The sequence below is a fragment of the Micromonospora sp. NPDC048898 genome, assembly GCF_043198035.1.
GTDB lineage: Bacteria > Actinomycetota > Actinomycetes > Mycobacteriales > Micromonosporaceae > Micromonospora.
In genome coordinates, this window is record NZ_JBICUF010000001.1 from 24303 (window position 1) to 49737 (window position 25435).

Genomic DNA, 25435 nt, shown 5'->3' on the forward strand with positions numbered 1-25435 from the left:
CTCGGGTCACTCCTCCGGGGCGATCAGCCGGTCGTCGGTGGCGTCGCGGACCGTGATCGCCTCCACCGGGCACGAGTTGGCGGCGTCGACGATGACCTCGGCCGGGGCGACGACGTCGGCCAGCGGCGCGGACAGGTCGCCGACCAGGTGGAAGTGCTCGGGTGCGGTCCCGGCGCAGATGCCCGTGCCCATGCAGCGACGGACGTCCACCCCGATCCGCCACGCGGTGCTCACCACGCCACCGGCATGTTGAGCAGGCCCCGCACCAACATGCCCCGCTTCCACTCCAGCTCGGTTTCTGCAACGGCGAGCCGCAATCCGGGTAGGCGAGTCACGAGGGTGGCGACAGCCACCTGCAACTCCATGCGGGCCAGCTGCGCGCCGACGCAGTGGTGCACGCCGTGCCCGAAGCCCAGGTGCGGGTTCTGCTCGCGGTCGAGATCCAGCTGGTCCGGGTCGGCGAAGATCGTACCGTCCCGATTCGCCGACGACAGTGAGCCGAGGACCGGCTCACCTGCCCGGACCAGCACCCCGCCTACCTCGATGTCCTCCTTGGCGTACCGGGCGAAGGAGGAGCCGACGCCGAGGGGCACGTACCGCAACAGTTCCTCGACCGCGGCCGGCACCAGCGACGGGTCGGCCCGCAGCCGAGCGAGCTGGTCCGGATTGTGCAGCAGGACGTAGACGAAGTTGGGGATCTGGGTCACCGTGGTCTCGTGGCCGGCCGCGAGCAGCCCGCCGGCCAGCTCCACCAGCTCGGTCTCGCTGAGCCGATCCTGATTCTCGTCGCGGGCCCGCACCATCGCGCCGAGCAGGTCGTCGATCCCCGGCTCGCGGCGGCGCTCGGCGACCAGGTCACCCATGTAGCCCCAGAGACTGTTCAGGTACTCCTGGATCGTTTCCGGAGGCAGGGAGGTGGTCGAGACGATCGCCTCGGACCAGATGTGGAAGCGGTCGCGGTCGGCGTACGGGACGCCGAGCAGCTCGCAGATCACCTGGATCGGCAGCGGCGTGGCGACGTGCTCCACCAGGTCGGCCGGAGAACCCAGCCGGATCATGTTGTCGACAAGCGCGTCGGCGATCTCCTGGGTCCGGGGTCGCAGCGCCTCCACCCGACGTGCCGTGAACGCCTTCGCCACCAGCCGGCGCAGCCGAGTGTGCTCGGGCGGGTCCATGGTCAGCATGCCGCTGTCCTGCTGGCGCTGGGTGAGCCTGGGCTCGTCGCGCTGGACGGCCGGCGCGCGCCCGAACCGCACGTCGCCGAGGACCGTACGGACGTCCTCGTACCGAGTGGCGAGCCACGCCTCCTCGCCGTAGGGGAGCCTTACCCGGGTCATCGGCTCGGTCTCGCGCAGCTCGCCATAGGTCGGATCGACGACGAGGCGGTCGGGAACACTGAACGGGTACGACCGTGCGGGCGGAACGGTTCGACTCTCGGTGGTCTGCGCGCTCTCCGTCATCCGGATTTCCTTCGTCGAGACGGCGTGATCCTCAGGCCGGCGCCATGTGCGTAGCGGTGCCGGATTGCCAGCGGCCAGGTCTTACCAACAGCACACATCAACGCTCGGTGATTCACCGATACCGGATCGTAGCGGCAGGCGTCGATGATCGCCATGGAGGCTGGTCCGCGTCGAGGCACGAGGGTGGGGTCGGGGGTGCCGACCTGTTGGTGGTTGCTGGACCGGAGCATGGAGTGCGTCGATCTGGTCGTGGACGCCAGCCAGGTGACGATCATCCTGTCCGGCAATCGGGACGACCTCCGACATGTGACGACAGTCAACTGACCGGCGCACTCCGCACAGTGGATGGCAGTCGAGGCCGTGACCGGAATCGAACCGGCGTGCGCGGTTTTGCAGACCGCTCCCTCACCACTCGGGCACACGACCAGGCAGAAGCGCCCGCGGAGGGAATCGAACCCCCGCCACCCAGCTCCGGAAGCTGGTGCTTTGTCCCCTGAGCTACGCGGGCAAGGCGTGGGAGTGGAGAGATTCGAACTCCCTGAGCGCGAACGCACCGGGGTTACAGCCCGGCCCACCTCACCATCGGTGGCGCACTCCCTTGGGTGACTGGCGGGTACCGACCCCGCGACCTCCCGGGCCACAACCGGGCGCTCTACCACTGAGCTACAGCCACAACTACGGCCCGAAGGCCAGTGCCGTACCTGCGCCACATCCCGATGCGTACCCCCGGCGCGATTCGAACGCGCGACCCCCAGATCCGTAATCTGGTGCTCTATCCGCTGAGCCACGGGGGCATGGTGTCGTCGGAGGGAGTTGAACCCACGATCTCTGCGTTATCAGCGCAGTGCCTTAACCAGCTTGGCCACGACGACGTGGCGCTGACGACGGGACTCGAACCCGCGACCGCCTCGCTGACAACGAGGTGCTCAAGCCGCTGAGCTACGCCAGCATGGAACCGGCCGGCGGCCGGTGAGTGGAATCGGGCGGAGTCGAAACGTTCCTCCCTTGGGTGGCGCGGGCCGGCGGCTCCACTCCGCCGTCGGCCTTGTGTGCGCTCGGAGGGAGTCGAACCCCCACGCCTTTCGGCACACGGACCTGAGCCGTGCGTGTCTACCTGAGTTCCACCACGAGCGCGTGGTGCCGACGCCCGGGGTCGATCCGGGGGCCTTCCGGTTATGAGCCGGATGCTCTGCCGTTGAGCTACGTCGGCTTGGTGCCCTCGACACGAGTCGAACGTGCAACTACGGCCGCCTCACGACCGCGCCTCTTCCGTTGGGCTACGAGGGCATGATGAGCTCCGGGAGCAGGAATCGAACCTGCGACTGTACCGGGATCCAAATTCCCGTCGCCCCTGCCAGCAGAGCATCCCGGAACGGTGGAGCGGCCGGCGGGGATCGCGGTCGCGTCCACGATCGCCGCCAATGTGCCCTCCCCTGCGTTACCAGTTATGCCAGGAGGGCACGAATGCGTGGAGAAGAAGGGATTCGAACCCTCGACCTCCGGTCTGCCGAACCGGCGCTCTCCCAACTGAGCTACAACCCCGTGGTCCGGGACCGGGGTGTCGAACCCCGTGTCTCTCGCTCCCAAAGCGAGCGGGTCAGCCGTCTCCCTCGTCCCGGAGGTAGTGCCCCCGGCCTGCCCGGGCAGGCGCCGGCCGGGTTTTGCTCATGCCATCCACTGTGGAGTTGAGAATTTGCGACGCCACCGGCCGCAGCCGTGACGAAAAGCAGGGGCGGCAGGACTCGAACCTGCAACCGTCGGTTTTGGAGGCCGGTGCTCTCCCAGTTGAGCTACGCCCCTATCGAGGTGCTCCAGCAACGAGAAAGCCGCCCTGCCCCGGTCGGGGTGGGCGGCTTCGCAGCTTGCGCTGGCGCTATTCGCGCCGCCACCCCGGCTTCCAGTTTTGCTCACTCGCGCACAGATCGTGGGCTCGCCCGATCGAGGGCAGCACGACACCGCCGCGCGGCGTGAACCGCGTGGTTTCGGTGTAGGCATACTGCGACACGGGGAACTCCTTGGGTTGGTCGGAACGGCCTTGCTCATTCAAGGTAGGCGCTGTGCCGATCGAATGGCAACGGATATTCCGAGCCGCCTTCGTCCTGGTGGCCGGCACCGCTCATGGTCGAGAAGAGGCCGACCAGGACGGCATCCGGGCCCGGAGCCGGTGGCTCCGGGCCCGGTCAGCGTCCTGAGGCGGAGGGCCGGTACGTGTTGCCGGTCAGGGGCTGGTGCAGGAGAGGCTGCCAGGCGCCGCGCTGCTGCTGCCGTTGACCAGGAAGCCGAAGGTGGTCGAGGCGTTCGCGCCGAGAGACCCGTTGTATTCGGCGTTGCGGACGCTGATTGTCCCGCTGGTGCCGGTGTTGATGCCGCTCCAGACATTGGCGATGGTCTGCCCACCGGCCAGCGTCAGCCGGACGGTCCAGCCGCTGAGGGTGGCGGAGCCGTTGTTGGCCACGGTGACCTCGCCCTGGAATCCACCGTTCCAGTCGTTGACCATGCGGTACGTCGCACTACAGCCACCCGGCGGCGGCGTGGTCGGCGGTGCGGTCGTCGGTGGAGCGGTCGTCGGCGGGGCGGTGGTCGGTGGGGCGGTCGTCGGCGGGGCCGTGGTCGGCGGCGTGCCCGGCACGGTGGTGGAGGCGGCGTTGAGAGCGTTGAGGACTGCGGTGTACGCCGGCTTGGGGTTGCTGTTGCGGTCGAAGAGCAGCGGGTTCTCGTTGCCGCGCCAGGAGTCGCTGTCCCGGATGCCCCACGTGGTGATGCCGACGCAGCGGGGGACGTTCATGCAGGCCTGGGTCAGGCCCTGGTACTGGCTGGTCGAGGCGTTGGTGACGTCGGCCTCGGTCAACGCCACGTCGACCCCGAGGGCGGCGAAGCTGGACAGCGTCTGCTGGAAGTTGCCTGGCAGCGAGCTGCCACCGGTGAAGTGGGTCTGGAGGCCGACGCAGTCGACTGGGACGCCCCGGGACTTGAAGTCCCTGATCATGTTGTAGACGCCCTGCGTCTTGGCGTACGTCCAGTTCTCGATGTTGTAGTCGTTGTAGCACAGTTGCGCGCTCGGGTCAGCGGCGCGCGCGGTCCGGAACGCCACCTCGATCCAGTCGTTCCCGGTGGACTGCAGGTTCGACGACCGCCGGCTGCCGTTCTCGGCGAAGGCCTCGTTCACCACGTCCCAGGCGTAGAGCTTGCCCTTGTAGTGGGCCATGACGCCGTTGATGTGGTCGATCATCGCGGTTCGCAGGGCGTTGCCGCTGAGACTGCCCCAGAACCTCGGCTGCTGGGCGTGCCAGGCCAGGGTGTGACCCCGGAACCGCATGCCGCGTTGGGTGGCCCAGTTGTAGATCGCATCACCGCGACGGAAGTCGAACTGGCCGGGGTTGGGCTGGGTCGCGTCGGGCTTCATCTCGTTGACGGCCGTCATCATGTCGAACTCGCGGTTCGCGATGGTCAGGAAGCCGGAGTCGGTGAGACGGTCCGACCCCATGGCGGCGCCGAAGTACCGGCCGCTGCGCTCGGCGGCGGCTTTCAGGGTGGTCCCGGGCGGACCGCTGAGGTCGGCGCGGGCGAAGGTCGCCAGGGCCATCGAGGACACGGTGATCGCCAGGGCGCAGGCCCCGCCCAGAAGCAGCCTGGCGGCGCCCCTGGTTCGGCGTTTCGGTTGAGCGGGTACGTCGTTCATCTGTGCGTTCTCCTCGGTGTGCTGTCTGGTCCATTGCCGATGCGAGGCACGGAACCGACGTTCGCTGCACGGCCGACGAACGGAGCACCGCGCTCGCCACTGGACCAGCACGCCGCAGGTAACGCCGAGCCGGCGCCAACCCAGCCGCGCCCGAATCGGTGGCCACCGCCGGATGCCCGGCCCGCCCGGTGGATGGCGAGCACTCCGCGCCGTACGCCCGTGCGGAGTGACACTGCCCTGCCGGGATAATATATCGAATCAATTCGATCCGCGCGGTCGGATTCGACATGATCCACGGCGGGTGTTCCGGCGTTGACTCGGAGGCAGGAAGACGCAACCCTGTGGAAGCGCTCCCATCGTCGAGCTCCTATGCGAAAGGAATGCTCGTGCGTCCCACCACCGCTCTACTCCCGGTCGTGCTCGCCACGGCCCTCGCCGGTCTGGCCCTGCCAGAACCCGCCCTGGCCGCGGCCGGCCCGGCGCTCACCGTGGACACCACCGCCGCCCGCCACCAGATCAGTCCGTACATCTACGGCATGAACTTCGCCGACCAGGCTCTCGCCCAAGACCTGCGGCTGCCGGTGCACCGCTACGGCGGCAACGCCACCACCCGCTACAACTTCCGGGCCGACACCACCAACCGCGCGGCGGACTGGTTTTTCGAGAACATCCCCAACGACAACCCAAGTCCGGACGACCTCCCGGAAGGCTCGGAGACCGACCGGTTCGTGCAGCAGAACAAGGCCACCGGCGCCGCCACGGTCATGACCATGCCGATGCTCGGCTGGATCGCCAAGGACCGGTCCCGGGCGTGTGGCTTCAGCGTCGCCAAGTACGGCCCGCAGCAGTCCACCGACACCTGGGCACCGGACTGCGGCAACGGCATCAAGCCGGATGGGTCGCCGGTCACCGGCACCGATCCGGAGGACACCAGCGTCGCCGTCGGTGCCGAGTACGCCACCGACTTCGTCAACCACCTCAAGGGGCAGTTCGGCGCCGCCGCCGACGGTGGGGTCCAGTTCTACAACCTGGACAACGAGCCGGACCTGTGGCACTCCACCCACCGCGACGTCCGCCCGACCGGGCTGGGCTACGACGAGCTACGCGACCGCACCTACGAGTACGCCGCCGCGATCAAGGCTGCCGACCCCGGCGCGAAGACGCTCGGTCCCGTCGGCTGGGGCCTGAACTCGATCCTCTACTCGGGCCTCGACCAGGACACCTGCTCGCGCACCGGCTGCTGGTCGAACCCGCCGGACAAGGCCGCGCACGGCGGCCAGGACCTCGGGCCGTGGTATCTGGACCGGATGCGTGAGTACGAGCAGCAGCACGGCACACGCATCCTCGACTACTTCGACGTCCACCTCTACCCGCAGCAGGCCGGCGTGTTGGGCGAGGCGGCCGGCGACGCCAACACCCAGGCGCTGCGACTGCGCTCGACCCGCCAACTCTGGGACCCGACCTACGTGGACGAGAGCTGGATCAACAGCCCGGTCCGGTACATTCCGCGCCTGCGCGAGCTGGTCGACCAGCACTACCCGGGCACGAAGATCGCGATGACCGAATACAACTGGGGCGCCTTCGGGTCGCTCAACGGCGCGCTCGCCCAGGCCGACGTCCTCGGCATCTTCGGCCGCGAAGGGCTCGACCTGGCCACCCTCTGGACCGCACCCACGGCCGACCAGCCGGTGGCCAACGCGTTCCGCGTCTTCCGCAACTACGACGGCAAGGGCGGCACGTTCGGCGAGACCTCCGTCCAGGCGACAAGCGCCGACCAGGGCAGACTGGCGGTGTACGCCGCCGAGCGCAGCGCCGACAAGGCGCTCACCCTGGTCGTCGTGAACAAGACCGGCGACGACCTGACCAGCCCGGTCGCACTCACCGGCGCCTCCGCCAGCACCGCCCAGGTCTACCGTTACAGCGGGGCGAACCTCGCCGGCGTCGTCCGGGAGGCCGACCTGCCGGTGACCGCCAGCGGCCTCACGGCCACCTTCCCGGCCAACTCGATCACCCACCTGGTGCTGCCGCGCGGCACCACGCCCGGCGACACCCAGGCGCCCACCGCCCCGGGCAAGCCGACCGCCGGCACGATCACCGGCGACAGCGTCGCGCTGGCCTGGACGCCGTCCACCGACGACACCGCCGTCACCGGCTACGACGTGCACCGGGTCGACACCACCGGCCCGGTGAAGGTGGGCAGCGCCACCGGCACCACGTACACCGTGACCGGGCTGACGCCGGACACCCCGTACACCTTCGTGGTGACCGCCCGTGACGCGGCGGGCAACGTCTCGGCGGCCTCGCCCGGCCTGGCCGTGCGGACCGCGCCCACCACACCGACCGTCGGCTGCACGGTCGGCTACACGGCGACCAGTTGGCCGGGCGGCTTCACCGCGGCCGTGACGATCAAGAACACCGGTACCACCGCGATCGACGGCTGGAAACTCGGCTTCGACTTCCCCACCGCCGGTCAGAAGGTCGACCAGGGCTGGTCGGCCACCTGGAAACAGAACGGAACGAGCGTCACCGCGGACAGCATGAGTTGGAACGGCAAGCTCGCTCCCGGCGCGTCCACAAGCATTGGCTTCAACGGCACGTGGAGCGGCACCAATCCGGCACCAACCACCTTCACCGTCAACGGTCAACGCTGCGGGTGAGCTGAGAGACCCTGCTCCGTGCCACACCGGCGGAGCAGGCACGAGGGGTCCGGGGTGCTGCCGCGCCCCGGACCCCTCCAGGTCTGCAGGGATCGCCCGCCATCCCTACGACTCCCGGGCGCGGCTACGGCGGTGGTGGACGATCAGCGCGACCGCGCAGAGCAGCGCCACCAGGCCGAACGCCGAGCTGATCCACGGGTTGTCCGCCGCGGTCGACAGCACCACGTTGGCCGCCGCGCTGACGAAGAGCACCAGCCACAGCAGCGGGCGTAGCAGGCCGCCCGGCTTCTTCGCTCCGGGGACCGGGGCCTCGGTGATGCGGTACGGATCGGGCATGACTGCCTCCTTCGGCAAACGTTCCTCGACGCCGTCAACGCTAGGCACGCGACGCGGCGGGGACGATCCCACCAGGTCGACAACCGTGGTACAGCAGGCTGTACCTTCTGCTCCGGGTGTCGCCGGGCGGGGCCCGCGGTGGCCTATGTTGGCGGGGGAGGTGGGTCGATGGCGTACGTGCGGGGCCGGGTTCGCGCGTCGGTCGACGCCCTGACGCACCTCGCCGGCGGGCTCGGCACCGCCACGCTGGCGCTGGGCGCGCTGCTCTGGGCGGCGATCGTGGCGGTGGCCTGCCTGGGCGGGGTGGGGCTGCTGGCAGCGCCCGGTGCGTTGCGGGCGGTGCGTTCGGTGGCCGACCGCGAGCGCGCCCGGCTGTCCCGCTGGGGCGAGCCGATCCCCACGCCGGGGCCGGGGCCGGCCGGGTTGCGGACGGCGATGCGTGATCCCTTCGTGCGCCGGGAGCTCGGCTGGGTCGGGTTGCACTCGCTCATCGGCCTGGTGAGCGGGCTGGTCGGCCTCACGCTGCCACTCAATGCCGTGCAGTACGTCACGTTCCCGCTGTGGTACCGGCTGATCCCTGCCGACGCCGACGCGCCGGTGAGCGTCTGGTGGCGCATCGACGGGTTGTCCGACGCACTCGCGGTCGGGTTGCTCGGGGTGGGCTGCCTGGCCGCCGCGATCTGGTTCAGCCCGGTCCTGGCCCGTCTCCAGGCATGGCCGGGCCGATTGCTGCTGCCTCCGCCGCCGGGTGTCGACCTGTCGCTGCGGGTGGCCGAGCTGACCGCCACCCGCGCCGCGGCGCTGGACGCCCACGCGGTCGAACTGCGCCGGATCGAGCGGTCGCTGCACGACGGCACCCAGAACCGGTTGGTCGCGGTCAACGTGTTGCTGGGTGCCGCGCGGCGGGCCGTACGCCGCAATCCGGACCGCGCCGACGAGATCCTCGGGCAGGCCCAGGACGCTGCCGAACAGGCACTCGGCGAGCTGCGTACGGTGGTGCGCGGAATCCTGCCGCCGGTGCTGGACGACCGGGGGCTCGCCGGCGCGCTGGCGGGCCTGGCCGGCAGCTGCGTGGTGCCCTGCCGACTCGAGGTGGACGTGGCGGTGCGGTGCGCGGCCTCGGTCGAGGCCACCGCGTACTTCGTGGTGGCCGAGGCGCTGACCAACGTCGTCCGGCACAGCGGTGCGAGCCAGGTGGACGTCGCCGTGCGCCGCGAGCGCGGCCGGCTGCTGGTGTGCGTCGAGGACGACGGGCACGGCGACGCGGACGAGAAACGTGGCTCGGGGCTCACCGGCATCCGCCGGCGGGTCGAGGCGTACGACGGCCGGATGACACTGACGAGCCCACCGGGAGGGCCGACGAGAATGGACGTGGAGCTGCCATGCGGATCGTGATCGCCGAGGACGACCCGCTGCTGCGTGAGGGGTTGGCTCTGCTGCTGCGGGCGGAGGATCTGGACGTGGTCGCCACGGCCGGCACTCCGGGCGAGTTCCTGGTCGCCGTCGACGAACACGCGCCGGATGTCGCGATCGTGGACGTACGGATGCCGCCGACCCACACCGACGAGGGCATCGTGGCCGCGGTGGAGGCCCGGCGGCGCCGCCCCGGCCTCGCGGTGCTGGTCCTGTCGGCGTACGTGGAGCAGGCGTTCGCCACCGACCTGTTCTCGGTCGGCGCCGTCGGACTCGGTTACCTGTTGAAGGAGCGGGTGGGCCGGGTCGAGGAGTTCCTCACCGCGCTGCACCGCGTCGCGGACGGCGGCAGCGTGATCGACCCGGAGGTGGTGGCGCAGTTGCTCGCCCGCAACCGCCGGACGGACACGGCGCTGAGCGAGCTGTCGCCGCGTGAGCGTGAGGTGCTGGGGCTGATGGCCGAGGGGCTCGGCAACAGCGCGATCGCCGAGCGGCTGTTCGTCACCGACGGCGCGGTGCACAAGCACATCCGCAGCATCTTCTCGAAGCTTCAGCTTCCACCGGACGACCATGCCGACCGCCGGGTCACCGCGGTGCTGCGCTACCTGGACGGCGACCGGCGGTAGCGCCTGCTGTACCCGGACCTGGCAGCCCACGGGATGGTCGCCGTTCTCGCACGTCAATAGCGTTTCTGGTGCGCGCAGTTCTTGCCGATGACACGGAGAGAGGCCACCAGAATGCCGGACTATCCGGGACAGACCACCGAACCGGCGGTACGCGTCGAACACCTCACCCGGGTGTACGGCGCCGGCCGTAACCAGGTGACCGCGCTAGCGGGCATCGATGTCGGCTTCGACCGCGGCACCTTCACCGCGGTGATGGGGCCCTCGGGCTCCGGCAAGAGCACGCTGCTGCAGACCGCGGCCGGGCTCGACCGGCCCACCTCCGGTCGGGTGGTCATCGGAGGCACCGACCTGTCGGGGCTGTCCGAGACCCGCCTGACCGAGCTGCGTCGTACCCGGATCGGGTTTGTCTTTCAGGCGTTCAACCTGATCGGCGCGCTCACCGTCGAGGAGAACATCGTGCTGCCCCTGCGCCTGGCCGGCGTCCGTCCGGACCGGGCCTGGCTGGCCCAGGTGGTCGAGCGGGTCGGCCTCACCGACCGGCTGCACCACCGGCCGGCCGCGCTCTCCGGCGGCCAGCAGCAGCGGGTGGCGATCGCCCGGGCGCTGGCCACCCGCCCCGAGGTGATCTTCTCGGACGAGCCCACCGGCGCCCTCGACTCGCGGACCGCCGCGGAGGTGTTGACACTGCTTCGCGCGGTCGTGGACGAACACGGGCTGACCGTGGTGATGGTGACCCACGATCCGATCGCCGCGTCGTACGCGGACCGCGTGCTCGTGTTGGCCGACGGTGCGCTCGTCGCCGACCTTCCGCAGCTCGGAGCCGCAGGTATCGCCGAGCACCTGGCCTCGCTGGATCGGCGGGTCCTGCGATGACCGGGCTGGCCGCCCGCCTGCTGCGGCACCGCGCCGGCCCCGCCGCCGCGACCCTGCTGGCCCTGATCGCCGGCGTGCTGATCCTGGTGGCGATGGGCACCCTCGTCGAGTCCGGGCTGCGGTTCCGCCCGGAGCCACGGCTCTGGGCCACCGCCGACGTGGTCGTCGCCAACCGCACGATCACCTACACGTTCGAGGAGTTCGACGGCGAGACGAGCACCGTCACGCTGCCCGAGGGCGGCACGGTGGACGCCGCCCTGGTGGACCGGATCCGCCAGGTGCCGGGCGTCGCGGCCGTCACCGGCGACGACGGGGTGCTGATCGGCTCACCCGCTGCCCTGGGACACGGCTGGGACACGTACGCCTTCACCGGTCGTCCCATCGCCGCGGGTGCCGCGCCACGGGCCGACGACGAGGTGTTGGTCGACACCCGGCTCGGCGTGGCGCCGGGCGAGCGCATCGACCTGGTCATCGGCGGGGTCGGGCGGTCGTACCGGGTGAGCGGAACCGCCGAGACCGGTTCGGCGGCGGTGTTCTTCACCGACGCGCAGGCCGCCCGGTTGTCCGCCCACCCGGGCCGGGTGGATGCGATCGGCGTGCGGATGGTGCCCGGCGCCGACCTCGGCGCGGTACGCGAGATCGCGTCGGCGGCCGGCGCCACGACGTACGTCGGAAAAGACCGTGGGAACGTCGAGCAGTCGGAGAACCAGGCTGCCCGGACGTTGCTGGTCGAGGTCGGATCGGCTTTCGGGGGGTACGTCGTCCTGCTGATCGTCTTCGTGGTGGCCGGCACCATCGGGCTGTCCGTCCGGCACCGTCGACGTGACCTGGCGTTGCTGCGCGCGGTCGCGGCCACGCCGGGGCAGGTGCGTCGCATGCTGCTCGCCGAGGCCGTGCTGCTCGCCCTGGTCGGCTCCGCGATCGGCGGCCCGGCCGGCCTGCTGGCGGCCCGCTGGGTGCACGGCGAGTTGGTCGGGCGGGGGTTCCTGCCGGCCAGCTTCCCGATGGCCGACGGCCTGTTCGCGGTGCCGGCCGCAGTCGGTACGGCGGTCCTCGTGGCGGTGCTCGCCGCGTTGGTCGCCGCACGCCGGATCACCGGGATCAAGCCGATCGAGGCGCTCGGCGAGATCGCTGTCGAGCCTCGGCGTAGCGGCCGGGTGCGGCTGATCGCCGGCGTGCTGACGCTGGCGGCGGCCGGCGCCTCCGGGGCGTTCACGCTCGGTACCGCCGGGTCGGCCGGGGCACTGGCCGGCGCGGTCGGCATGCTGTACCTGTTCCTCATCGCGGTGGCGCTGCTCGCACCGAGGATCAACGCGTACGCGGCACGCCTGCTCACACCGTTGTTGCCGCGGGTGTGGGGGGTCAGCGGCCACCTGGCTGCGGCCAATCTGCGGGCCAACGCGCAGGGCATGGCGACAGTCCTGACCGCCCTCGTGCTGTCCGTGGGGTTCGGCGGCTCGGTCTGGTTCCTGCAGACCAACCTGGAACGGCAGACCACCACGCAGAGCAGTGCGGGAACCCTCGCCGAGCGGGTGCTTGTCGCTCCGGGAGGACTACCCGCGGACGCTGCACGGGAGATCCGCGAGTTGGCCGGGGTGCAGGCGGCCACCGGTGTGCGCCGTACGCAGGTGCTGGTACGGACGCTCGACGGAATCCCGGTCAGCGCGCAGTCGGTCGACCCGGCGGGCATCACGTCGACGATGGACCTCGCCGTGCGCGAGGGCAACCTGACCGACCTACGGGCGGGCACTGTCGCCCTGTCGGCGATGCAGGCGTCCTCATCCGGCTGGGACGTCGGCGACCAGGCGGAACTCTGGCTGGGCGACGGCACCCCTGTCACGTTGGACGTCATCGCGATCTACGGCCGTGGCCTCGGCTTCGGCGACGTCACCCTGGCTGCCGAGACGGTCGCCGGGCACACGGCCGGTAATACCAGCGACGAGATCCTGGTCCGCGCCGGCCCGGAGGCCGACACCGCGTTGGCCGCGTGGGCGGCTGGGCATCCGGGCACCGAGGTACTCGACGCCGCCACCCGTACGCGCCTGATGAGCACCGACCTGGCGCTCGGCGCCTGGCTGAACCGGCTGCTGATCGGCGTGATGGTGGGGTACGCGGCGCTGGCGGCGGCCACCACGATGGTGATGGCCGCGCTGGCCCGCCGCCGCGAGTTGGCGTTGCTGCAACTGGTCGGGGTCACCCGCCGTCAGATTCGCGCGATGGTCCAGGCCGAACAGGCCGGACTGCTCGGCACCGCGGTGCTGATCGGCGCGACGATCGCGGCGCTGACCCTGAGCGCGATCGTCAACGGACTGACCGGCAGCCCGATCCCGTACGTCCCGCCGCTCGGTTGGGTGGCGGTGCTCGGCGGTACGACACTGTTGGCGTTGGCAACCACTGTGTTGCCCGTCCGGCGGCTGCTCAGCGCTCCTCCGATCGACAACATCGGTGTGAAGGAGTAGGCGTCGCGGCTCGGATATCGGCGGGGGGGGGGGGGGGGCGGGCCCCCCCGGCGGGGGGGCCCCCCCCCCCGCCGGGGGGGCGGGGGGGGCGGGGCGCGCCGCCCCCCCCCGCCCCCCCCCCCCCCCCCGGCGGGGGGGGCGGGCCGGTGCCCCCGCGCGGGTCCGGGTGCGGGGGGGGGGGGGGGGCGCCGGGGGGGGGCGCCGGGGCGCGCCCCGCCCCCCCGCCCCCCCCCCCCCCCCCCCCCCCCCCCCCCCCCCCCCCGCCCTGGTGTCCAGCCGTGTCCAGTCGCGTCCAACATCCGACTCGCGGTCCCCGCCCCGTTGCGAGGATTGCCGTCCGGCCCGGGGCCGTCCAGCTCCTGACCCGGCCGGCCAGTCCCCTCGTGATGGGAGCGGTGCATGTCAGAACGTATTGTCAGCCACCCGCGTACGACAAGACCAAGCCGCAGGTCCCTGCTCGCAACGACACTCGTCGTCGTGGCGTCGGTGGCCTTCGTCCCGACGGCCGCAGCGGCCGGGCCGGTCGACCGACCGGCCCGGCCCGGGGGCGCGGCGGATCCGGCCCGCACCGAGGGCCGGGCAACCCTGGCTTCCGCCGGCGGCGTCGCCGACCGGAATCGGGCGGGCGGGTCGGCGGACATGGCCGAGGCGATCGCCGAGCAACGAGGCATCAGCCGCGATGCCGCCGAGAAGCTGCTCAGTGCCGAGGACGCCAGTGTGCGACTCGCCAACCGGTTGACCACCGAGTTGGGTGCCAGCTCGGGTGGCGCGTACCTGTCCAACGGGGACCTCGTCGTCACGGTCACCGACGCCGCGGCTGCCAAGAAGGTGACCGCCGCTGGCGCCAAGGCACGCCTCGTCGCTCGTGGCGAACGGCAACTCCAGAAGATCCAGCGGGCGCTGGAGGCCGCGCCGAGCGAACCGAACACGACCTGGGGGGTGGACCCGGAGACCAACCAGGTGGTGGTGAGCCTGCCGGCGTCCGGGGCGAAGAACGCCGCGCAAAGCTCGGTGGCGCGCACGTTCGGCGCGGCAGTGCGGTTCGAGACCACCGCCGGCGAGATCCAGCCGAACGTGGGGATCTCCAGCGCGGACGCGTTGGGCGGTTGCTCGGTCGGCTTCACCGCCACCGACTACACCTTCAACTACATCATCACGGCCGGCCACTGCACCCAGGGCTACCCGCACTGGACACTGCCCAACGGCCAGGACGTCGGGCCGTCGCTGGAGAGCAACTATCCGGAGGACGACTACGGCCTCATCTGGATGAACGGTCCGTCGGTCTGGGCGACCGGCACCATCAACCTGTGGAACAACACGAGCCGCAGTATCCACGGTTGGGCGACGGCCGTGAGCGGGCTGTCGGTGTGCAACTCGGGCAAGACCACCGGATTCAGGTGCGGCTCGGTGCTCAGGACCAACGTGACGGTCAACGGCGCGGGCGGCACCGTTCGCCAGATGGTCGAGACCAACATCTGCACCCTCGGCGGCGACAGCGGTGGGCCGCTGTTCGCCAGCAACACCGCGTACGGGCTGAACTCGCACGCCAACCGGGTCGGCAGCCAGTGCAACTCCACGCCGAAAACCTGGCACCAGCCAGTGGGAGAGGCGATCACCGGATACCAGGTCGTCATCTACGGCGCGCCGTGACGAACGGCGACGAGCGAAGGAGGCAGGGATGAGAAAAGCATTCACCAGAGCCGCACGCCTCACCACCGCGGCCGTCATGGCGACGACGGTGGCCCTGACCGTGGCCGTCGGCCCCGCTCACGCGGACCTCTGGCAGCACACCGACGGGTTCGAGGGGAACCCGGCAGCGGTGTGGGAGTTCCACCGCTCCGGCGCCGGGAGCGGAGCCTACGAGCTGGGCACCGGAACGGCCCGGTCCGGTTGGAACAACGCCATTCTCACGACCTCGGCCGGCGGCTGGTCCGGGGTGGGCAAGCTACTCACCGTGGGGCCGCGTACCGCCGGACACAACACCACCTGCGGCGGCGGGTTCTTCGTCCGGGCGGTCAGCGGGTCGGCGGTGCTCAACGTCGAGGTGATCGACCCGGCGAGCTGGACCTACCTCGCGTTGCGCACCGTCCGGATCACCGACACCGCCTGGCGGCGGCATGACGTGGCCAGCTACGCGAACGGTCCGACGCAGGTGTTCTTCCGGATCTCCCTGCTCGGTGGCAGCGGTGCCGCGCGGGTGGACGACATGGCCTTCCAGTGCTCCTTCTACCGCTCCTGAGCAGGTAAACCACAGCGGGGGGGGGGGGGGGGGGGGGGGGGCCCCCCCGGGCGGGGGGGGGGGGGGGGGGGGGGGCGCGCGGGCGGGGGGGGGCCCCGGGGGGCCCCCCCCGGGGGGGGGGCCCGGGGGCCGGGGGGGGTGCCCCACTGGCCGTCCCTGGGCTCCTTCCCCCGCCCCCCCCCCGCAACCCCCCCGGGGGGCCGGGGGGGGGGCCCCCCCCCCCGCGAGGTACGCCTGCCTGGTCGGCGTCAACAGGTACCGGCTCCGCGATCCGGCCGGGTTCCTGTCGGAGCCCTCGTGACTGTCGGAGCTGGCATCTAAACGGAGGCGGTAGAACGGAGTGCCAGGTTCGGTTCGTGTCGCTCTGCGAGGCCACCTGGCGCGCCGGCTTACCGCTGATCGTCGTCGGCTGCGCCGCAGCCGCTGTGTCCGTCGCATTGTCCGACCCGCCCGGAAAATTCTCTCGGCCACACGGCTGGCAATGGGCGTGGGTGGGGCTATGGCTGATGACTGCCGGTGAGGCGGCGTTCGACGACAACCGATCGTGGTTCGAACGTGCACGGAAGGGCGGTGCCGCATTGCTCGTTGCCGTGGCCGTCACAGTCGCCGCACGGCGCCACTATCGGTCGCAAAAACGTGTCCGGCTTGCGGACGGCTCACCTCCGCAGACAAATCCGACGGTTCGTACGTCGATCAAGGCCAACCCATCCGGATACACCAGAAGGAAACGTATTGCTTCATACGGATACAGCCGAGACGCAGAACTGAGTTGTTGACCGCGCGATCACGCGTACCGCCGACTGGCGGTTCGTTCGGCCCGAGTAGTGGATGTGGATAGACGTTGCGGCACACGGCAGGCGATGATGCTGCGATGACGACCAGACGGTGGGTGATCATCGGCTCGGCCGGGCTCAGCGCGACGGCGCTCGCGGTGGCTGCCGTGATCGTCGATGAGCACTGGCTTGAAGTAGCCAGTTGGGCTGCGGGTGTCGGCAGCCTGGGGGTGGCGATCATCACACTCATGCTGTCCCGATCCGCCGAGCCAAATCCCGACACGGTGGCTACGCCTCCGACTCCATCCTCTTCGGTCATGTCCAGCATGGAGATCCGCAGGAGCATTTCCGGGGATGAGGGGCACAGCACCGGACGGGCATCGTCGTTAGACGCCGAAGCGGCCCGCAGCCCACAACCGACGGCGTGGAAGCGATATGTACAAGTGGAGTCGGCCGAGCTGATACACGTCGATCAGCTTCTGAACGACCTGGTGAAGATGCTGCAAGAAACCTCAGCCGCGGCGCGGTCGGCCATCGCAGTGTGGGGCCCAGGTGGCATTGGCAAGACCGCCATCACATTCGCGGCAGTGGAGCAGGTAGCGGCTCGGAACGTATACACCGACATTGCGTGGGCCTCCGCAAGGAACACGCGATTCTCCACGTTAGACGCCGGTGATCCGACGGTCGACTCGATTTACTGGCTGGATTTGCTGTCTATGATTGCCCGACAGTTGGAGTGCCCTCTGCCACCCAGCCAGGCCCTTTGGGAACGCGACCTGCGCGCGCATCTCGATGACCTGCCGATCAACCGACGGATTTTGGTGGTCATCGACAACCTTGAGTATGTTGAAGCGGCCGACGACGTCATCGAACGGCTGCGTGCTCTGGGATTCGGTCGCCCACACCGCATCGTCACGACCACACGCTGGATGTCGCGACGTGAGGACTTCGACGTGCGGAACGTCCAGATCGATCCGCTCGGCGAGCAGGAGACCTATGATCTCATACGGCTGACTGCCAGGGATTTTAGTTCAGACCTGACCAAGGCGAGCAACAAGCAACTGAAACCGGTATATCCCATTACCGAAGGAAACCCTTTCCTTATCAAGCTGATCACACGTCGGTATGCAATGAGCGGCAAGGCACTCCCCGCCATCCTGGAGGAGATCCGCCCGGTATCGCTGAATCCGCTCGCCGACAGGGTTCGGACATGGCTATTCGAACGCTCGTTGGACGAGTTCAGCGAGCGCACCTCCGAACGTGAGGCCGTCTCGCTTTTATTCTCTTTCTGCGCCACGGGTCGCGGTGAAGCCATGACGAACGACGAGCTACGCGCGGCAAGCGTCGATATCACCGACCAGCGATTCTCGGCGGTGCTGGAGGTTGCCCGAGGCCTCGGGCTTGTGCGACCGTCGGACCTCAACCGACGGTACTCGATCCACAGCCTGCTGTACGAACACACCTGTCCATTGACACGGCTACGGTCGACCCGGTGACCTCGGAGACGGCCGTCCGCACGACTTGGCAACGACGTTTCGACGCGGAGGGTGAGCGGCAGTTTCCGCGACTGGCGCAGGAAGCCCTTGCCGACCCCAGAAAGCACGCTTCCACTCAAGGCGTGCGAAAGCTGGTGACCCTCACCAGCGGCGTTCTTTTCGCCGCGGATCAGATGGACAGCAGCACGATAGGCCGGTTCATCACCCTGTCGATCGACACGCTACTGACCGTCGGCGCCGGTACCGACTTCCGCGACTACGAGGAATTCCTCACCAACGCCATGGACCTTATCCATCTACTCGAGAAACGAGGCGTGTCCGTCTCCGGTCACTACCTCTCCGCGGCACGGTTCCAGGCCGGCATCGCCAACGGCGCCGCATTGCGCCGAGACTTCATCGAAAAGGCGGTTACCACGAGTCACACCACCGACGAAGAAGCGACGGCACTACTTACTCTCGCTAAGTACCTCGTCGACGTGAGTGACTACGACGGCGCCCGCGCGGCTTTGCTCCGCTGTAAGGTGGCGATGGGTGAGGCCGGCGAGGCCCACCTGCGGGTCGACCACGACATGACCCTGGGACTGACCTACTACTTCTCCGATCCGGAAACCTCGCGAGCCCACTTCCAGTCCGCTGTCACGATCGGCAGGAACCACTCGGCTGACCGGCGCTTCCGCCAGCCGCTCGCCACGGCACTGCACTACCTTGGTCGACTCTCGGTCGATCGTGGGGAACCCGCCGACGCGATCCGGCTTCTCTGCGAGGCGGAGGCCTTCTCCGACGACTACCTGACGGGTCACGGGTACTTCCACCAGCGCCTCGCCGAGGTGCTTGTCGACCACGGGTCCGTCCGCGAGGCGGAGTACCACCTCAGAGCAGCGGAACGCACATTCGCAATCGTAGGACAGGCGAGCAGCGGTGTGCATGTACTGCACGGCACGTGGGCACGGTGGTTCGTCCGCACTGGCGACCTCAGATCAGCGGTAGACACCCTGCGGGCGGCCGTTCAGCAGAGCCGGCGACACGGCGCTCCACGCGTTGAGCTCATCCTGCTGGCCGAGATGCTTCGGGTACAACTCAAACGGCGTCGGGTCGACGCGGCGATCCCAATCCTGGCTCGTGCCGGCGTCGTCTATCTAGGCTCGGAGTCGATACGCGGCCCGGCGCAGTTCGTCCGGCAGGCACTGACGGTGTTCCAGCGTGCTGTCAGGATGCTGCGAGCACCCCGGACCGTCGGCACCGCTGGTTCGGAGGGCCGCCCCGTGCCCGTCCAGTGCCTCTGCGGCGCCGACCACGATCCAAGCCAGGAAGAAGCCTAGCCAGCGCGCCCGCTCGCCGACAGATCCGCGCATGAGTGGATCTACGCTAACGGCCTTGGCACGTTCTTGCCGAGCCCTCATGGCCTCCCGCCTAACGGCATCTGGCGCACATCATGTTGAGCGACCACCCTGACGCATTTGGTCAGACCCGGGCTACTGCGTAGCCGAGGACCACGGCGGCGGACACGACGACGTGGCCTGGGGCGAGGTCTTGGGCGCTCGTAGCGGCGGCTTCGGCGTGGCTGCGGTAGCGGGAAGCCCCCGGCTGTTCCGGGTCCACGTCCTCGATGTGCAGGACCGCACCGATGCTTACGCCGGCGGCCTCGGCGTACAGCTCGACTTTTGCACGGGCAGCGGCCACCGCCTCGCGCCGAGCCTGGGCCCGTAGTTCGCGCTTGCCGGTGACGTCGAAGTCGACGCCCTCGATCTCATTGGCGCCCGCCGCGACGATGTCGATCAGCAGTGGCTCGACGTCGTCCAGTACGCCGGACTGGACCGCGAAGGCCGCCTGGCATTGGTAGCCGATGAACCTGCGTGACCCGTCCGCGTACTCGGTGGCGGTCTTCAGGTCCAGGCGCGAACCCTCGACCGCCGCATCGCCTATCCCGTGCTCGCGCAGCGCGCCGCGCACGGCCCGCACGGCTATGCGAGCTGCCTCGAACGCGGCCGCCGGAGCCTGCTCTACCCGTACGATTTTGAACCTTACGCGCACAAGATTCGGTAGAGCCTTCACGCTCGCCGCACCGAACGCGCTGATGCCCCAGGGGTGTTCCACCATCTGCATGAACGCCGATCCAACCAGACTGTCCCCCGCCCCGTACTCCCGGTACGCCGACCGCGCGGAGTGAGCTGCCGCCCTGGCTTTGTCTGGTGCCAATGCCGGTTGCCATTTGGATCGATCGGTTGGTGAGTGTCCCCCAACGAACATCGGCCTGGTTAGCCGCTTGAGCGGACGAACACCGCAGCAACGGCGTGGCCCGCACCGGCGGGCAGTGCGGTTGTGCCGTCTCCGCCTACGGCGCGGGCTCCAGTACGACGACGGGAATCTGGCGGCTGGTCTTCCGCTCGTAGTCGGCGAAGCCTGGATACGCGGCCTTCTGCGCGCTCCAGATCCGTTCCCGCTCGTCCCCGGTGGCAACCCTGGCGACCAAGTCGACCTTGTCGGTACCGATCTCCGCTTGGGCCTGCGGGTGCGCGAGCAGGTTGTGGTACCAGTCGGGATTGGTGGGCGCACCGCCCTTGGACGCGAACACGGCGTAGCCGCCGTCCACCTTCTGGTACATCATCGGGCTCACGCGGGGTTGGCCGCTCTTGGCGCCGACCGTGTGCAACAGCAGCAGCGGCGCGCCAGCGAACTGGCCACCGACCTGCCCACCGTTAGCGCGAAACTCAGCGATGATCTTGTCGTTCCAGTCGCTCACACCTTCTCCTTGCCTCCACACACCGGCTCCGTCGACGCAATTCTGACAGGCTCAACCGGCGCGCGACACTGCCCGCAGCACCAGCGAATCCCGCGCCTACAGTGCGTAGCGCTCGGTGCGGACGTCGAAGGGTGCGACGGGTAGCGGCCCCGAAGCTGTTATGCGTTGTCGTGCTGGCGCGACAGCGCTTTTGCCGAACTGTCGTTCAGGCCGAGCTCGGCGGGATAGCTGCCGAAGCTCCTGAGGTTGAACCTGCGTACCGCCGCGGCCCACGGGTTGTGCGTGGCCGTGTGGACCAGGTGCTCGAAGTGGGACAGGTACGTCTCGCCACGCTGGGCACGCTCGGCGAGGATGTAGGGCTCCAGGACGCGCCAGGCCTGCCGGGAGCGGTAGCTGACCGTACCCACAAGGAGCCGCGGATCGACCGCCGCGAAAGCGAGCATCTGGCCCAGACCGTTGTAGTAGAGGGACAGCCGGACCACCTGGTGGCGGGCTTCGGCCGGCAGGTCACTGACGCTGACACCGGGTGGCGGGTGGCGGAGGGTCAGCTCCTTGAGGACGAAGTCCTCAGCATGCAGAAACTCGTCGCTGGAACGGTCCCGGGTCAGCAGTTCGATCGCGACGAGGGTCTGGTTGGCGGTCTGCGCCGAGCGCAGTTGGCGCAGCGCGAACACGACAGTCACGACAACCGCGATCGCCGAGCCACCCGCCGCGACGACATCCGCCAGGTCAGATATCACAAGCCCCGAGGGTAGTAGGCCGAGGCGAGCGCCTGTATCTCCGCCGCCCTTGCTGGCCCCGAGGTGGAGTCGGGGCCATCGCGCAGGTGCGGGCATCCGCCGAGGTCAACCCTTGATTCGGTACGCGCGGACGATGGTCTGGCGCAAGGTCTGGCCGTCGTCGTACGACACCGGCTCGCGGCAGTAACACCACCACAACACGCCCGCGTCGTGGATCTTGTCGCCGACGCAGTCATGTTTGGACCCGGGGAGGATTCGGGGCATGCAGCCCAGGCACGTCGCCCGGCCGATCGGGATGGGCTGACCGCCCGAGGTGTCGACCGGTCCGTCCATCATCGGTCAGGCGTGTGCCGCTCAGCAGCACCGAACGCGACTACCCACTCCGGCATCGGCTGGCCGCGACCGCTCGTGACCCCCGCAGCGGCAGGACCGGACCAGACATGGTTGACCCATGGGCCCCGCCCGCCTGCCTCGTCGAGCGTTGGTCCCGACACCTGCAAACTCAGCAGGCGCCCGTTGAACAGCCTTACGCGCACATCTGTCGGCTGCCAGGTCGTCCCCCGGTTGTCCGTCAACGTGGACACGCCGGTGATGCGGTAGTACCGGACGACGTCGACGGTCTCCGTGGACTGGACGATTTCTATGCGGCGGTCCTCCAGGGGCGGCGGGAGAGGCGAGGGGCCGAGGCGAAGTTGGCGGCCGGGCCCTCGCTCAGCGGTCAGAAGTCCTGGCCGGCGCGGATGCTCGCCACGAACGGCGCCCACTCGTCCTGATCGACGATGATCTGCTCGCCTGGGCGCTTGGAGCTGCGGACGATCCGGTTGAGGTTGGCGTCGATGGCGACCTCGACGCAGTTCGGGCCGGAGTTGTCGCACCGGTTCGGGCGAACGAAGGTGAGTTGATCCATGGTGTGTTGCTCCTTCACGTCAGCCGGCCGTCGGGTGCGGCCGGTCGTCGGGTTATCGGGGCAGCAGGAGATCGTGGGCGACCAGCTGGGCGAACGCCTCTGCCCATTCCCAACAGCGGCCAGCGGTCTGGCAGATCGGGCATCGGCCGTCCACGGCCTGGTGCTCGACGAGGGTCCGCCGCCACCGCGCCACGGGCTGGACGGGTTGGGCCACGGTCATGGCCGCTCACCGGCTGCGGTAGCTACCAGGACGTCAACGCTGATCAGCACCTCGAAGCACCACGGCTGGGCGCAGTCGGCGGACTCCCACGCACAGTCCGGCCCGTGCCCGTACACCCAGGCGTACGCGGGGTCGTGCGACTCGTGGACGGAGACGATGACGATGTCGTGGTAAGTGTGGCCCTCACCGTCGGGGTCGGGTTTCCACTCGCCGGGCCGCACGGAAACCCGGGCACCCGGTCCGGGCATCGTCCGGGCAGTCATCGGGTCAGCCCGTCGCGCAGGTGCGCGGTCTGCCGCTGGCGGGCCTGCGCGAGCACCCGTTCCTGGGCGGCGGCCCGCTCACGGGCCTGGATGGGCGGGCCGACCGGCGGTGTCGCAGCTTCGCCGGCCAGCAGTTGCCGCAGTTTGAGGACGATGTGCACGGTGTCGCCTCCCCGGTCCGGGGGCGCGGCGATCCTCGCGACAGCGCTTCAGTCGATCCGCGCCCGACTCAGTGACCAGGACGTTAGGTATGCACACGGACCGCGATGGGGACTAACTGTCCCCTTGGCACAGTTACCCCTCGACGCCGATGGCGAGCGCCAGGTCCCGCGCGTCCTCGCCCACCGTCCCCGGCCGCGACGACAGCTCCAGGGCGGCAACTCGGGAGTACGGGTTGTGCCGGACCGTGTCGACGCTCTCCCGCAGAGCCCGGCCGAGCAGGTGCACTGCCGCGACTTCCTCACGGCGTAACAGGTGAGCCCGGGCGGCCTCGATCAGGTGACCAGCACGGCGCGTACGTGACGGCAGCGCGGTGTAGTTCGTCGAGTCGGCGCGCCGCACCGCTTCCCCCGCGTGGCACAGGTCCGTCTCCAGCGTCACCGCGTACGCGGCGCAGGCAGCAGGGCCGAACATCAGCCACGGGTGGGCGTAGTCGGCACCCAGGCGGCCGGCTGCGGCGTCAGCGGCGTCCCAGGCCCGCCACGCCTGACCATCCCGGCCCGCCTTCGCGTGCCCAAGCGCACGGCCGAGTTGAAGCTGCGCCCACCGTGCGTACGGCTCGGCGCCCGCCTCCCGGTCGACGAGCCGCTCGGCGTCGACGAGCACCAACTCGGCCGCGTCGACCTGGTTCGCCGACCGGTAGACGTGCGCGTAGTACCACGCCGCGGCGGCTATCGCGTTCGGGTCGTCGGCGTCGTGCGCGGCGCTCATGGCCCGGTCCGCAGCCAGCCACACCAACTCCGGGTACGGCTGGTGGGCAACAAACAGCTGCGCCAGGTGGTAGACGCGTGCCAGCTCGGCCAGTGCGGCCCGTCGGTCGTTGCCGTCGAGTCGTCTCGCCGAGCGACGGGCGTCGTCGAGTAGCCCGGGCAACACCGCGGCGACAGCGGTCCGTTCGGTGCTGGACCTGTGCCACAGCGTCCACGCCTGGTCGACCAGGCCGCGCAGGACGTCGACGGGCATCGGTTCGCCGACGGTGACGGTGGTGCGCTGCATGGCGGCGGCGACGTTGTCGACGGCCGGATGCCCGGCTCGGGTCACGGACGCGACCGGCAGCGACTGGTCGCCGGTCAGCTCGGCCAGGTCCACGATGTCGAGGACTTCGGCCAGACGCAGCAGCATCGGCAGCCGCGGGGTGAGCAGCCGGCCGGACTCCAATGCCTTGACCCAGTCGGCGCTTCGGCCGACCAGGCCACCGAGGACAGCGCGCGTCTTCCCGGCTCGTTCGCGGTGGGCGCGTAGGCGGGTGCCGAAGGTCGTTGGCTCGGTCATGGCCGCTCCCAGGTAGAGGGCTGGGCGGCGGCCCTGCCGGCCTCTACACCGGGCGGGCCGCCACATAAGACCGTACGACTATGGCGTCGCCAACGCACTCGATTCGGATAGCCAACTGGGTCACCTGTGTCGATTGAGACGTCACTACCCTGCACGCCCGGATCGCGTCTGGGCAGCTCAGGCCGGGTGACCGCCTACTGTGCCCGCGTCAGACGTACGGCCCGTCCTACCGCTGGCGTCACCCGCGCTCGGCCACCCGTTCACCGCAGGTCGGCCATTTCGCGGTGGTCCAGCGCCGGTCGGTCCTGCCCACGGTCGCGTGATGAGGCGAGCAGCGCGGTCGCCACGATGATCTGTACCGCCAGGACGAGCGCCTGGGCGGCGGGTGCCTTGACGGTGAGCAGCGCGATGGTGGTGTTCACGCCGAAGTGGACCGCGACCGATGCCGCGACCCCGGCGAGTTCGTAGGCGTAGCCGGTGAGCAGTGCCATCGGGAAGACGCTGAGCGTGAACAACAGGCCACTCCAGCTGACCAGGCCGAATTCGGACTGAAGTGTCCCGTTGATGAAGAACAGCGGCAGGTGCCACACCGCCCAGGCGACGCCCAGCAACAGACCGGCGCGCAGGCGGCTCATCGACGCGCGCAGGCGGGGATAGGCCGTGCCACGCCAACCGGGTTCCTCGGCCAGCGGGCCGCCGACCAGCATGCTGATCAGGAACGGTACGGTTCCGCCCGCCGTCGCGATCAACTCGCGCCCTTCGGTCAGGCTCATCGCGGGTCCGCCCAGGAACTCCGCGAGCAGGGCGGCTGCCAGCACGGTCCCCGATGCCAGGGCCAGCATCGGCAGCGCCCAGAACAGCCGTGGGCGCAGCCGAAGTCGCACCGTGTGGGCGGGGATCGGTTGACGACGGCGATGGCGCCGTATCCGGACAGCGATCGCGCCGATCGCCGGGCCGAATCCACCGAGAAGGTACGGGACGAGGGTGGGGGACGTCATCGCCGGTCCATCGAGTGTGCTCGCGAAAAGCCAGAAGGCGAAGGTCCATGCGAACGTGACGATCC

Annotated in this window: 24 protein-coding genes and 14 tRNA genes; 10 read left to right on the forward strand and 28 right to left on the reverse strand. The window is 69.7% G+C overall.

Translation table 11 applies throughout. The annotated features are described in order from the left end of the window. Positions 1 to 6: 6 nt before the first annotated feature. Positions 7 to 234: a ferredoxin gene (locus ACGFIQ_RS00120; protein ID WP_393236996.1), complete on the reverse strand. Its 228-nt coding sequence runs from the start codon at positions 232 to 234 to the stop codon at positions 7 to 9. Further along, positions 231 to 1460 carry a cytochrome P450 gene (locus ACGFIQ_RS00125; protein WP_393236999.1) on the reverse strand — a complete coding sequence of 410 codons (1230 nt, stop codon included), beginning with the start codon at positions 1458 to 1460 and terminating at the stop codon, positions 231 to 233. The genes ACGFIQ_RS00120 and ACGFIQ_RS00125 overlap by 4 nt, the downstream gene beginning before the upstream one ends. Before the next feature lie 144 nt (positions 1461 to 1604). Between ACGFIQ_RS00125 and ACGFIQ_RS00130 the strand changes: the two genes are divergently transcribed. Continuing rightward, positions 1605 to 1784, forward strand: coding sequence for a hypothetical protein (locus tag ACGFIQ_RS00130; RefSeq protein WP_393237002.1), 180 nt, complete (start codon positions 1605 to 1607; stop codon positions 1782 to 1784). A 31-nt stretch (positions 1785 to 1815) separates the two neighbouring features. Here ACGFIQ_RS00130 and ACGFIQ_RS00135 read toward each other — a convergent pair. The 16 genes from ACGFIQ_RS00135 to ACGFIQ_RS00210 all read right to left on the reverse strand — a co-directional run bounded on the left by ACGFIQ_RS00135 (position 1816) and on the right by ACGFIQ_RS00210 (position 5139). Then, positions 1816 to 1886: transfer RNA gene (locus ACGFIQ_RS00135), tRNA-Cys, on the reverse strand. A gap of 9 nt (positions 1887 to 1895) precedes the next feature. After that, positions 1896 to 1968, reverse strand: a tRNA-Arg gene (locus tag ACGFIQ_RS00140). 6 nt (positions 1969 to 1974) lie between these two features. Then, positions 1975 to 2058 (reverse strand) — tRNA-Tyr (locus ACGFIQ_RS00145). A 3-nt stretch (positions 2059 to 2061) separates the two neighbouring features. Beyond that, a tRNA-His gene (locus ACGFIQ_RS00150) sits at positions 2062 to 2133 on the reverse strand. A gap of 48 nt (positions 2134 to 2181) precedes the next feature. Next, positions 2182 to 2254 (reverse strand) — tRNA-Arg (locus ACGFIQ_RS00155). A gap of 1 nt (position 2255) precedes the next feature. Next, positions 2256 to 2332, reverse strand: a tRNA-Ile gene (locus ACGFIQ_RS00160). Between the two features lies 1 nt (position 2333). Then, positions 2334 to 2409 (reverse strand) — tRNA-Asp (locus ACGFIQ_RS00165). 101 nt (positions 2410 to 2510) lie between these two features. After that, positions 2511 to 2594 (reverse strand) — tRNA-Leu (locus ACGFIQ_RS00170). Between the two features lies 1 nt (position 2595). Further along, positions 2596 to 2670: transfer RNA gene (locus tag ACGFIQ_RS00175), tRNA-Met, on the reverse strand. A 1-nt stretch (position 2671) separates the two neighbouring features. Then, positions 2672 to 2747, reverse strand: a tRNA-Leu gene (locus tag ACGFIQ_RS00180). 8 nt (positions 2748 to 2755) lie between these two features. Then, positions 2756 to 2832: transfer RNA gene (locus ACGFIQ_RS00185), tRNA-Gln, on the reverse strand. A gap of 97 nt (positions 2833 to 2929) precedes the next feature. Further along, a tRNA-Ala gene (locus ACGFIQ_RS00190) sits at positions 2930 to 3002 on the reverse strand. A 1-nt stretch (position 3003) separates the two neighbouring features. Further along, positions 3004 to 3079 (reverse strand) — tRNA-Pro (locus tag ACGFIQ_RS00195). A 108-nt stretch (positions 3080 to 3187) separates the two neighbouring features. Further along, a tRNA-Trp gene (locus ACGFIQ_RS00200) sits at positions 3188 to 3260 on the reverse strand. Positions 3261 to 3333: 73 nt separating this feature from the next. Next, complete coding sequence (locus ACGFIQ_RS00205; protein WP_357065083.1) at positions 3334 to 3465, reverse strand: hypothetical protein; 132 nt, start codon at positions 3463 to 3465, stop codon at positions 3334 to 3336. Positions 3466 to 3678: 213 nt separating this feature from the next. Next, positions 3679 to 5139, reverse strand: a complete 1461-nt coding sequence (locus ACGFIQ_RS00210) for an endo-1,4-beta-xylanase (protein WP_393237006.1) — start codon at positions 5137 to 5139, stop codon at positions 3679 to 3681. A 380-nt stretch (positions 5140 to 5519) separates the two neighbouring features. Here ACGFIQ_RS00210 and ACGFIQ_RS00215 point away from each other — a divergent pair, with 380 nt between their 5' ends. After that, positions 5520 to 7796 carry a glycoside hydrolase family 44 protein gene (locus tag ACGFIQ_RS00215; RefSeq protein WP_393237009.1) on the forward strand — a complete coding sequence of 759 codons (2277 nt, stop codon included), beginning with the start codon at positions 5520 to 5522 and terminating at the stop codon, positions 7794 to 7796. 105 nt (positions 7797 to 7901) lie between these two features. Here ACGFIQ_RS00215 and ACGFIQ_RS00220 read toward each other — a convergent pair whose 3' ends face one another. Continuing rightward, the gene (locus tag ACGFIQ_RS00220; protein ID WP_393237012.1) at positions 7902 to 8132 is read right to left on the reverse strand and encodes a hypothetical protein; all 231 of its coding nucleotides are present in this window, start codon (positions 8130 to 8132) and stop codon (positions 7902 to 7904) included. Positions 8133 to 8300: 168 nt separating this feature from the next. Here ACGFIQ_RS00220 and ACGFIQ_RS00225 point away from each other — a divergent pair, with 168 nt between their 5' ends. The 8 genes from ACGFIQ_RS00225 (at position 8301) to ACGFIQ_RS00260 (ending at position 19330) form a co-directional block, all read left to right on the forward strand. After that, complete coding sequence (locus ACGFIQ_RS00225) at positions 8301 to 9527, forward strand: sensor histidine kinase (protein ID WP_393237015.1); 1227 nt, start codon at positions 8301 to 8303, stop codon at positions 9525 to 9527. Beyond that, a complete protein-coding gene (locus ACGFIQ_RS00230; RefSeq protein ID WP_393237018.1) occupies positions 9515 to 10171 on the forward strand; it encodes a response regulator in 657 nt (218 codons plus the stop codon). The genes ACGFIQ_RS00225 and ACGFIQ_RS00230 overlap by 13 nt, the downstream gene beginning before the upstream one ends. Positions 10172 to 10282: 111 nt before the next feature. Beyond that, on the forward strand, positions 10283 to 11044 hold the full coding sequence (locus tag ACGFIQ_RS00235; protein WP_393240202.1) for an ABC transporter ATP-binding protein: 762 nt from the start codon (positions 10283 to 10285) through the stop codon (positions 11042 to 11044). After that, a complete protein-coding gene (locus ACGFIQ_RS00240) occupies positions 11041 to 13503 on the forward strand; it encodes an FtsX-like permease family protein (RefSeq protein WP_393237021.1) in 2463 nt (820 codons plus the stop codon). Before ACGFIQ_RS00235 ends, ACGFIQ_RS00240 begins: the two co-directional genes overlap by 4 nt. Positions 13504 to 13902: 399 nt before the next feature. Continuing rightward, positions 13903 to 15153, forward strand: coding sequence for a S1 family peptidase (locus ACGFIQ_RS00245; RefSeq protein ID WP_393237024.1), 1251 nt, complete (start codon positions 13903 to 13905; stop codon positions 15151 to 15153). 28 nt (positions 15154 to 15181) lie between these two features. Beyond that, positions 15182 to 15742 (forward strand): hypothetical protein, encoded by a 561-nt coding sequence (locus ACGFIQ_RS00250; RefSeq protein ID WP_393237027.1) that lies wholly within the window; start codon positions 15182 to 15184, stop codon positions 15740 to 15742. 871 nt (positions 15743 to 16613) lie between these two features. Beyond that, a complete protein-coding gene (locus ACGFIQ_RS00255) occupies positions 16614 to 18011 on the forward strand; it encodes an NB-ARC domain-containing protein (RefSeq protein WP_393237030.1) in 1398 nt (465 codons plus the stop codon). Beyond that, on the forward strand, positions 18008 to 19330 hold the full coding sequence (locus ACGFIQ_RS00260; RefSeq protein ID WP_393237033.1) for a tetratricopeptide repeat protein: 1323 nt from the start codon (positions 18008 to 18010) through the stop codon (positions 19328 to 19330). Before ACGFIQ_RS00255 ends, ACGFIQ_RS00260 begins: the two co-directional genes overlap by 4 nt. A 142-nt stretch (positions 19331 to 19472) precedes the next feature. Here the strand turns inward: ACGFIQ_RS00260 and ACGFIQ_RS00265 are convergent, their stop codons facing one another. The 9 genes from ACGFIQ_RS00265 to ACGFIQ_RS00305 form a co-directional block, all read right to left on the reverse strand. Then, the gene (locus ACGFIQ_RS00265; RefSeq protein ID WP_393237036.1) at positions 19473 to 20114 is read right to left on the reverse strand and encodes an SIMPL domain-containing protein; all 642 of its coding nucleotides are present in this window, start codon (positions 20112 to 20114) and stop codon (positions 19473 to 19475) included. Between the two features lie 229 nt (positions 20115 to 20343). After that, positions 20344 to 20751 carry a nitroreductase family deazaflavin-dependent oxidoreductase gene (locus ACGFIQ_RS00270; protein ID WP_393237039.1) on the reverse strand — a complete coding sequence of 136 codons (408 nt, stop codon included), beginning with the start codon at positions 20749 to 20751 and terminating at the stop codon, positions 20344 to 20346. A 158-nt stretch (positions 20752 to 20909) separates the two neighbouring features. Then, complete coding sequence (locus ACGFIQ_RS00275; protein WP_393237042.1) at positions 20910 to 21491, reverse strand: hypothetical protein; 582 nt, start codon at positions 21489 to 21491, stop codon at positions 20910 to 20912. A gap of 105 nt (positions 21492 to 21596) precedes the next feature. Beyond that, on the reverse strand, positions 21597 to 21824 hold the full coding sequence (locus tag ACGFIQ_RS00280; protein ID WP_393237045.1) for a hypothetical protein: 228 nt from the start codon (positions 21822 to 21824) through the stop codon (positions 21597 to 21599). A gap of 385 nt (positions 21825 to 22209) precedes the next feature. After that, on the reverse strand, positions 22210 to 22398 hold the full coding sequence (locus ACGFIQ_RS00285; RefSeq protein WP_393237048.1) for a DUF397 domain-containing protein: 189 nt from the start codon (positions 22396 to 22398) through the stop codon (positions 22210 to 22212). A gap of 216 nt (positions 22399 to 22614) precedes the next feature. Next, positions 22615 to 22881 carry a hypothetical protein gene (locus ACGFIQ_RS00290; protein ID WP_393237050.1) on the reverse strand — a complete coding sequence of 89 codons (267 nt, stop codon included), beginning with the start codon at positions 22879 to 22881 and terminating at the stop codon, positions 22615 to 22617. Beyond that, entirely contained in the window at positions 22878 to 23042 is a 165-nt protein-coding gene (locus ACGFIQ_RS00295) for a hypothetical protein (protein ID WP_393237053.1), read from the reverse strand. The genes ACGFIQ_RS00290 and ACGFIQ_RS00295 overlap by 4 nt, the downstream gene beginning before the upstream one ends. 133 nt (positions 23043 to 23175) lie before the next feature. Further along, positions 23176 to 24372: a multiprotein-bridging factor 1 family protein gene (locus ACGFIQ_RS00300; protein WP_393237056.1), complete on the reverse strand. Its 1197-nt coding sequence runs from the start codon at positions 24370 to 24372 to the stop codon at positions 23176 to 23178. Between the two features lie 260 nt (positions 24373 to 24632). Beyond that, positions 24633 to 25370: a CPBP family intramembrane glutamic endopeptidase gene (locus ACGFIQ_RS00305; RefSeq protein WP_393237059.1), complete on the reverse strand. Its 738-nt coding sequence runs from the start codon at positions 25368 to 25370 to the stop codon at positions 24633 to 24635. Positions 25371 to 25435 lie beyond the last annotated feature (65 nt).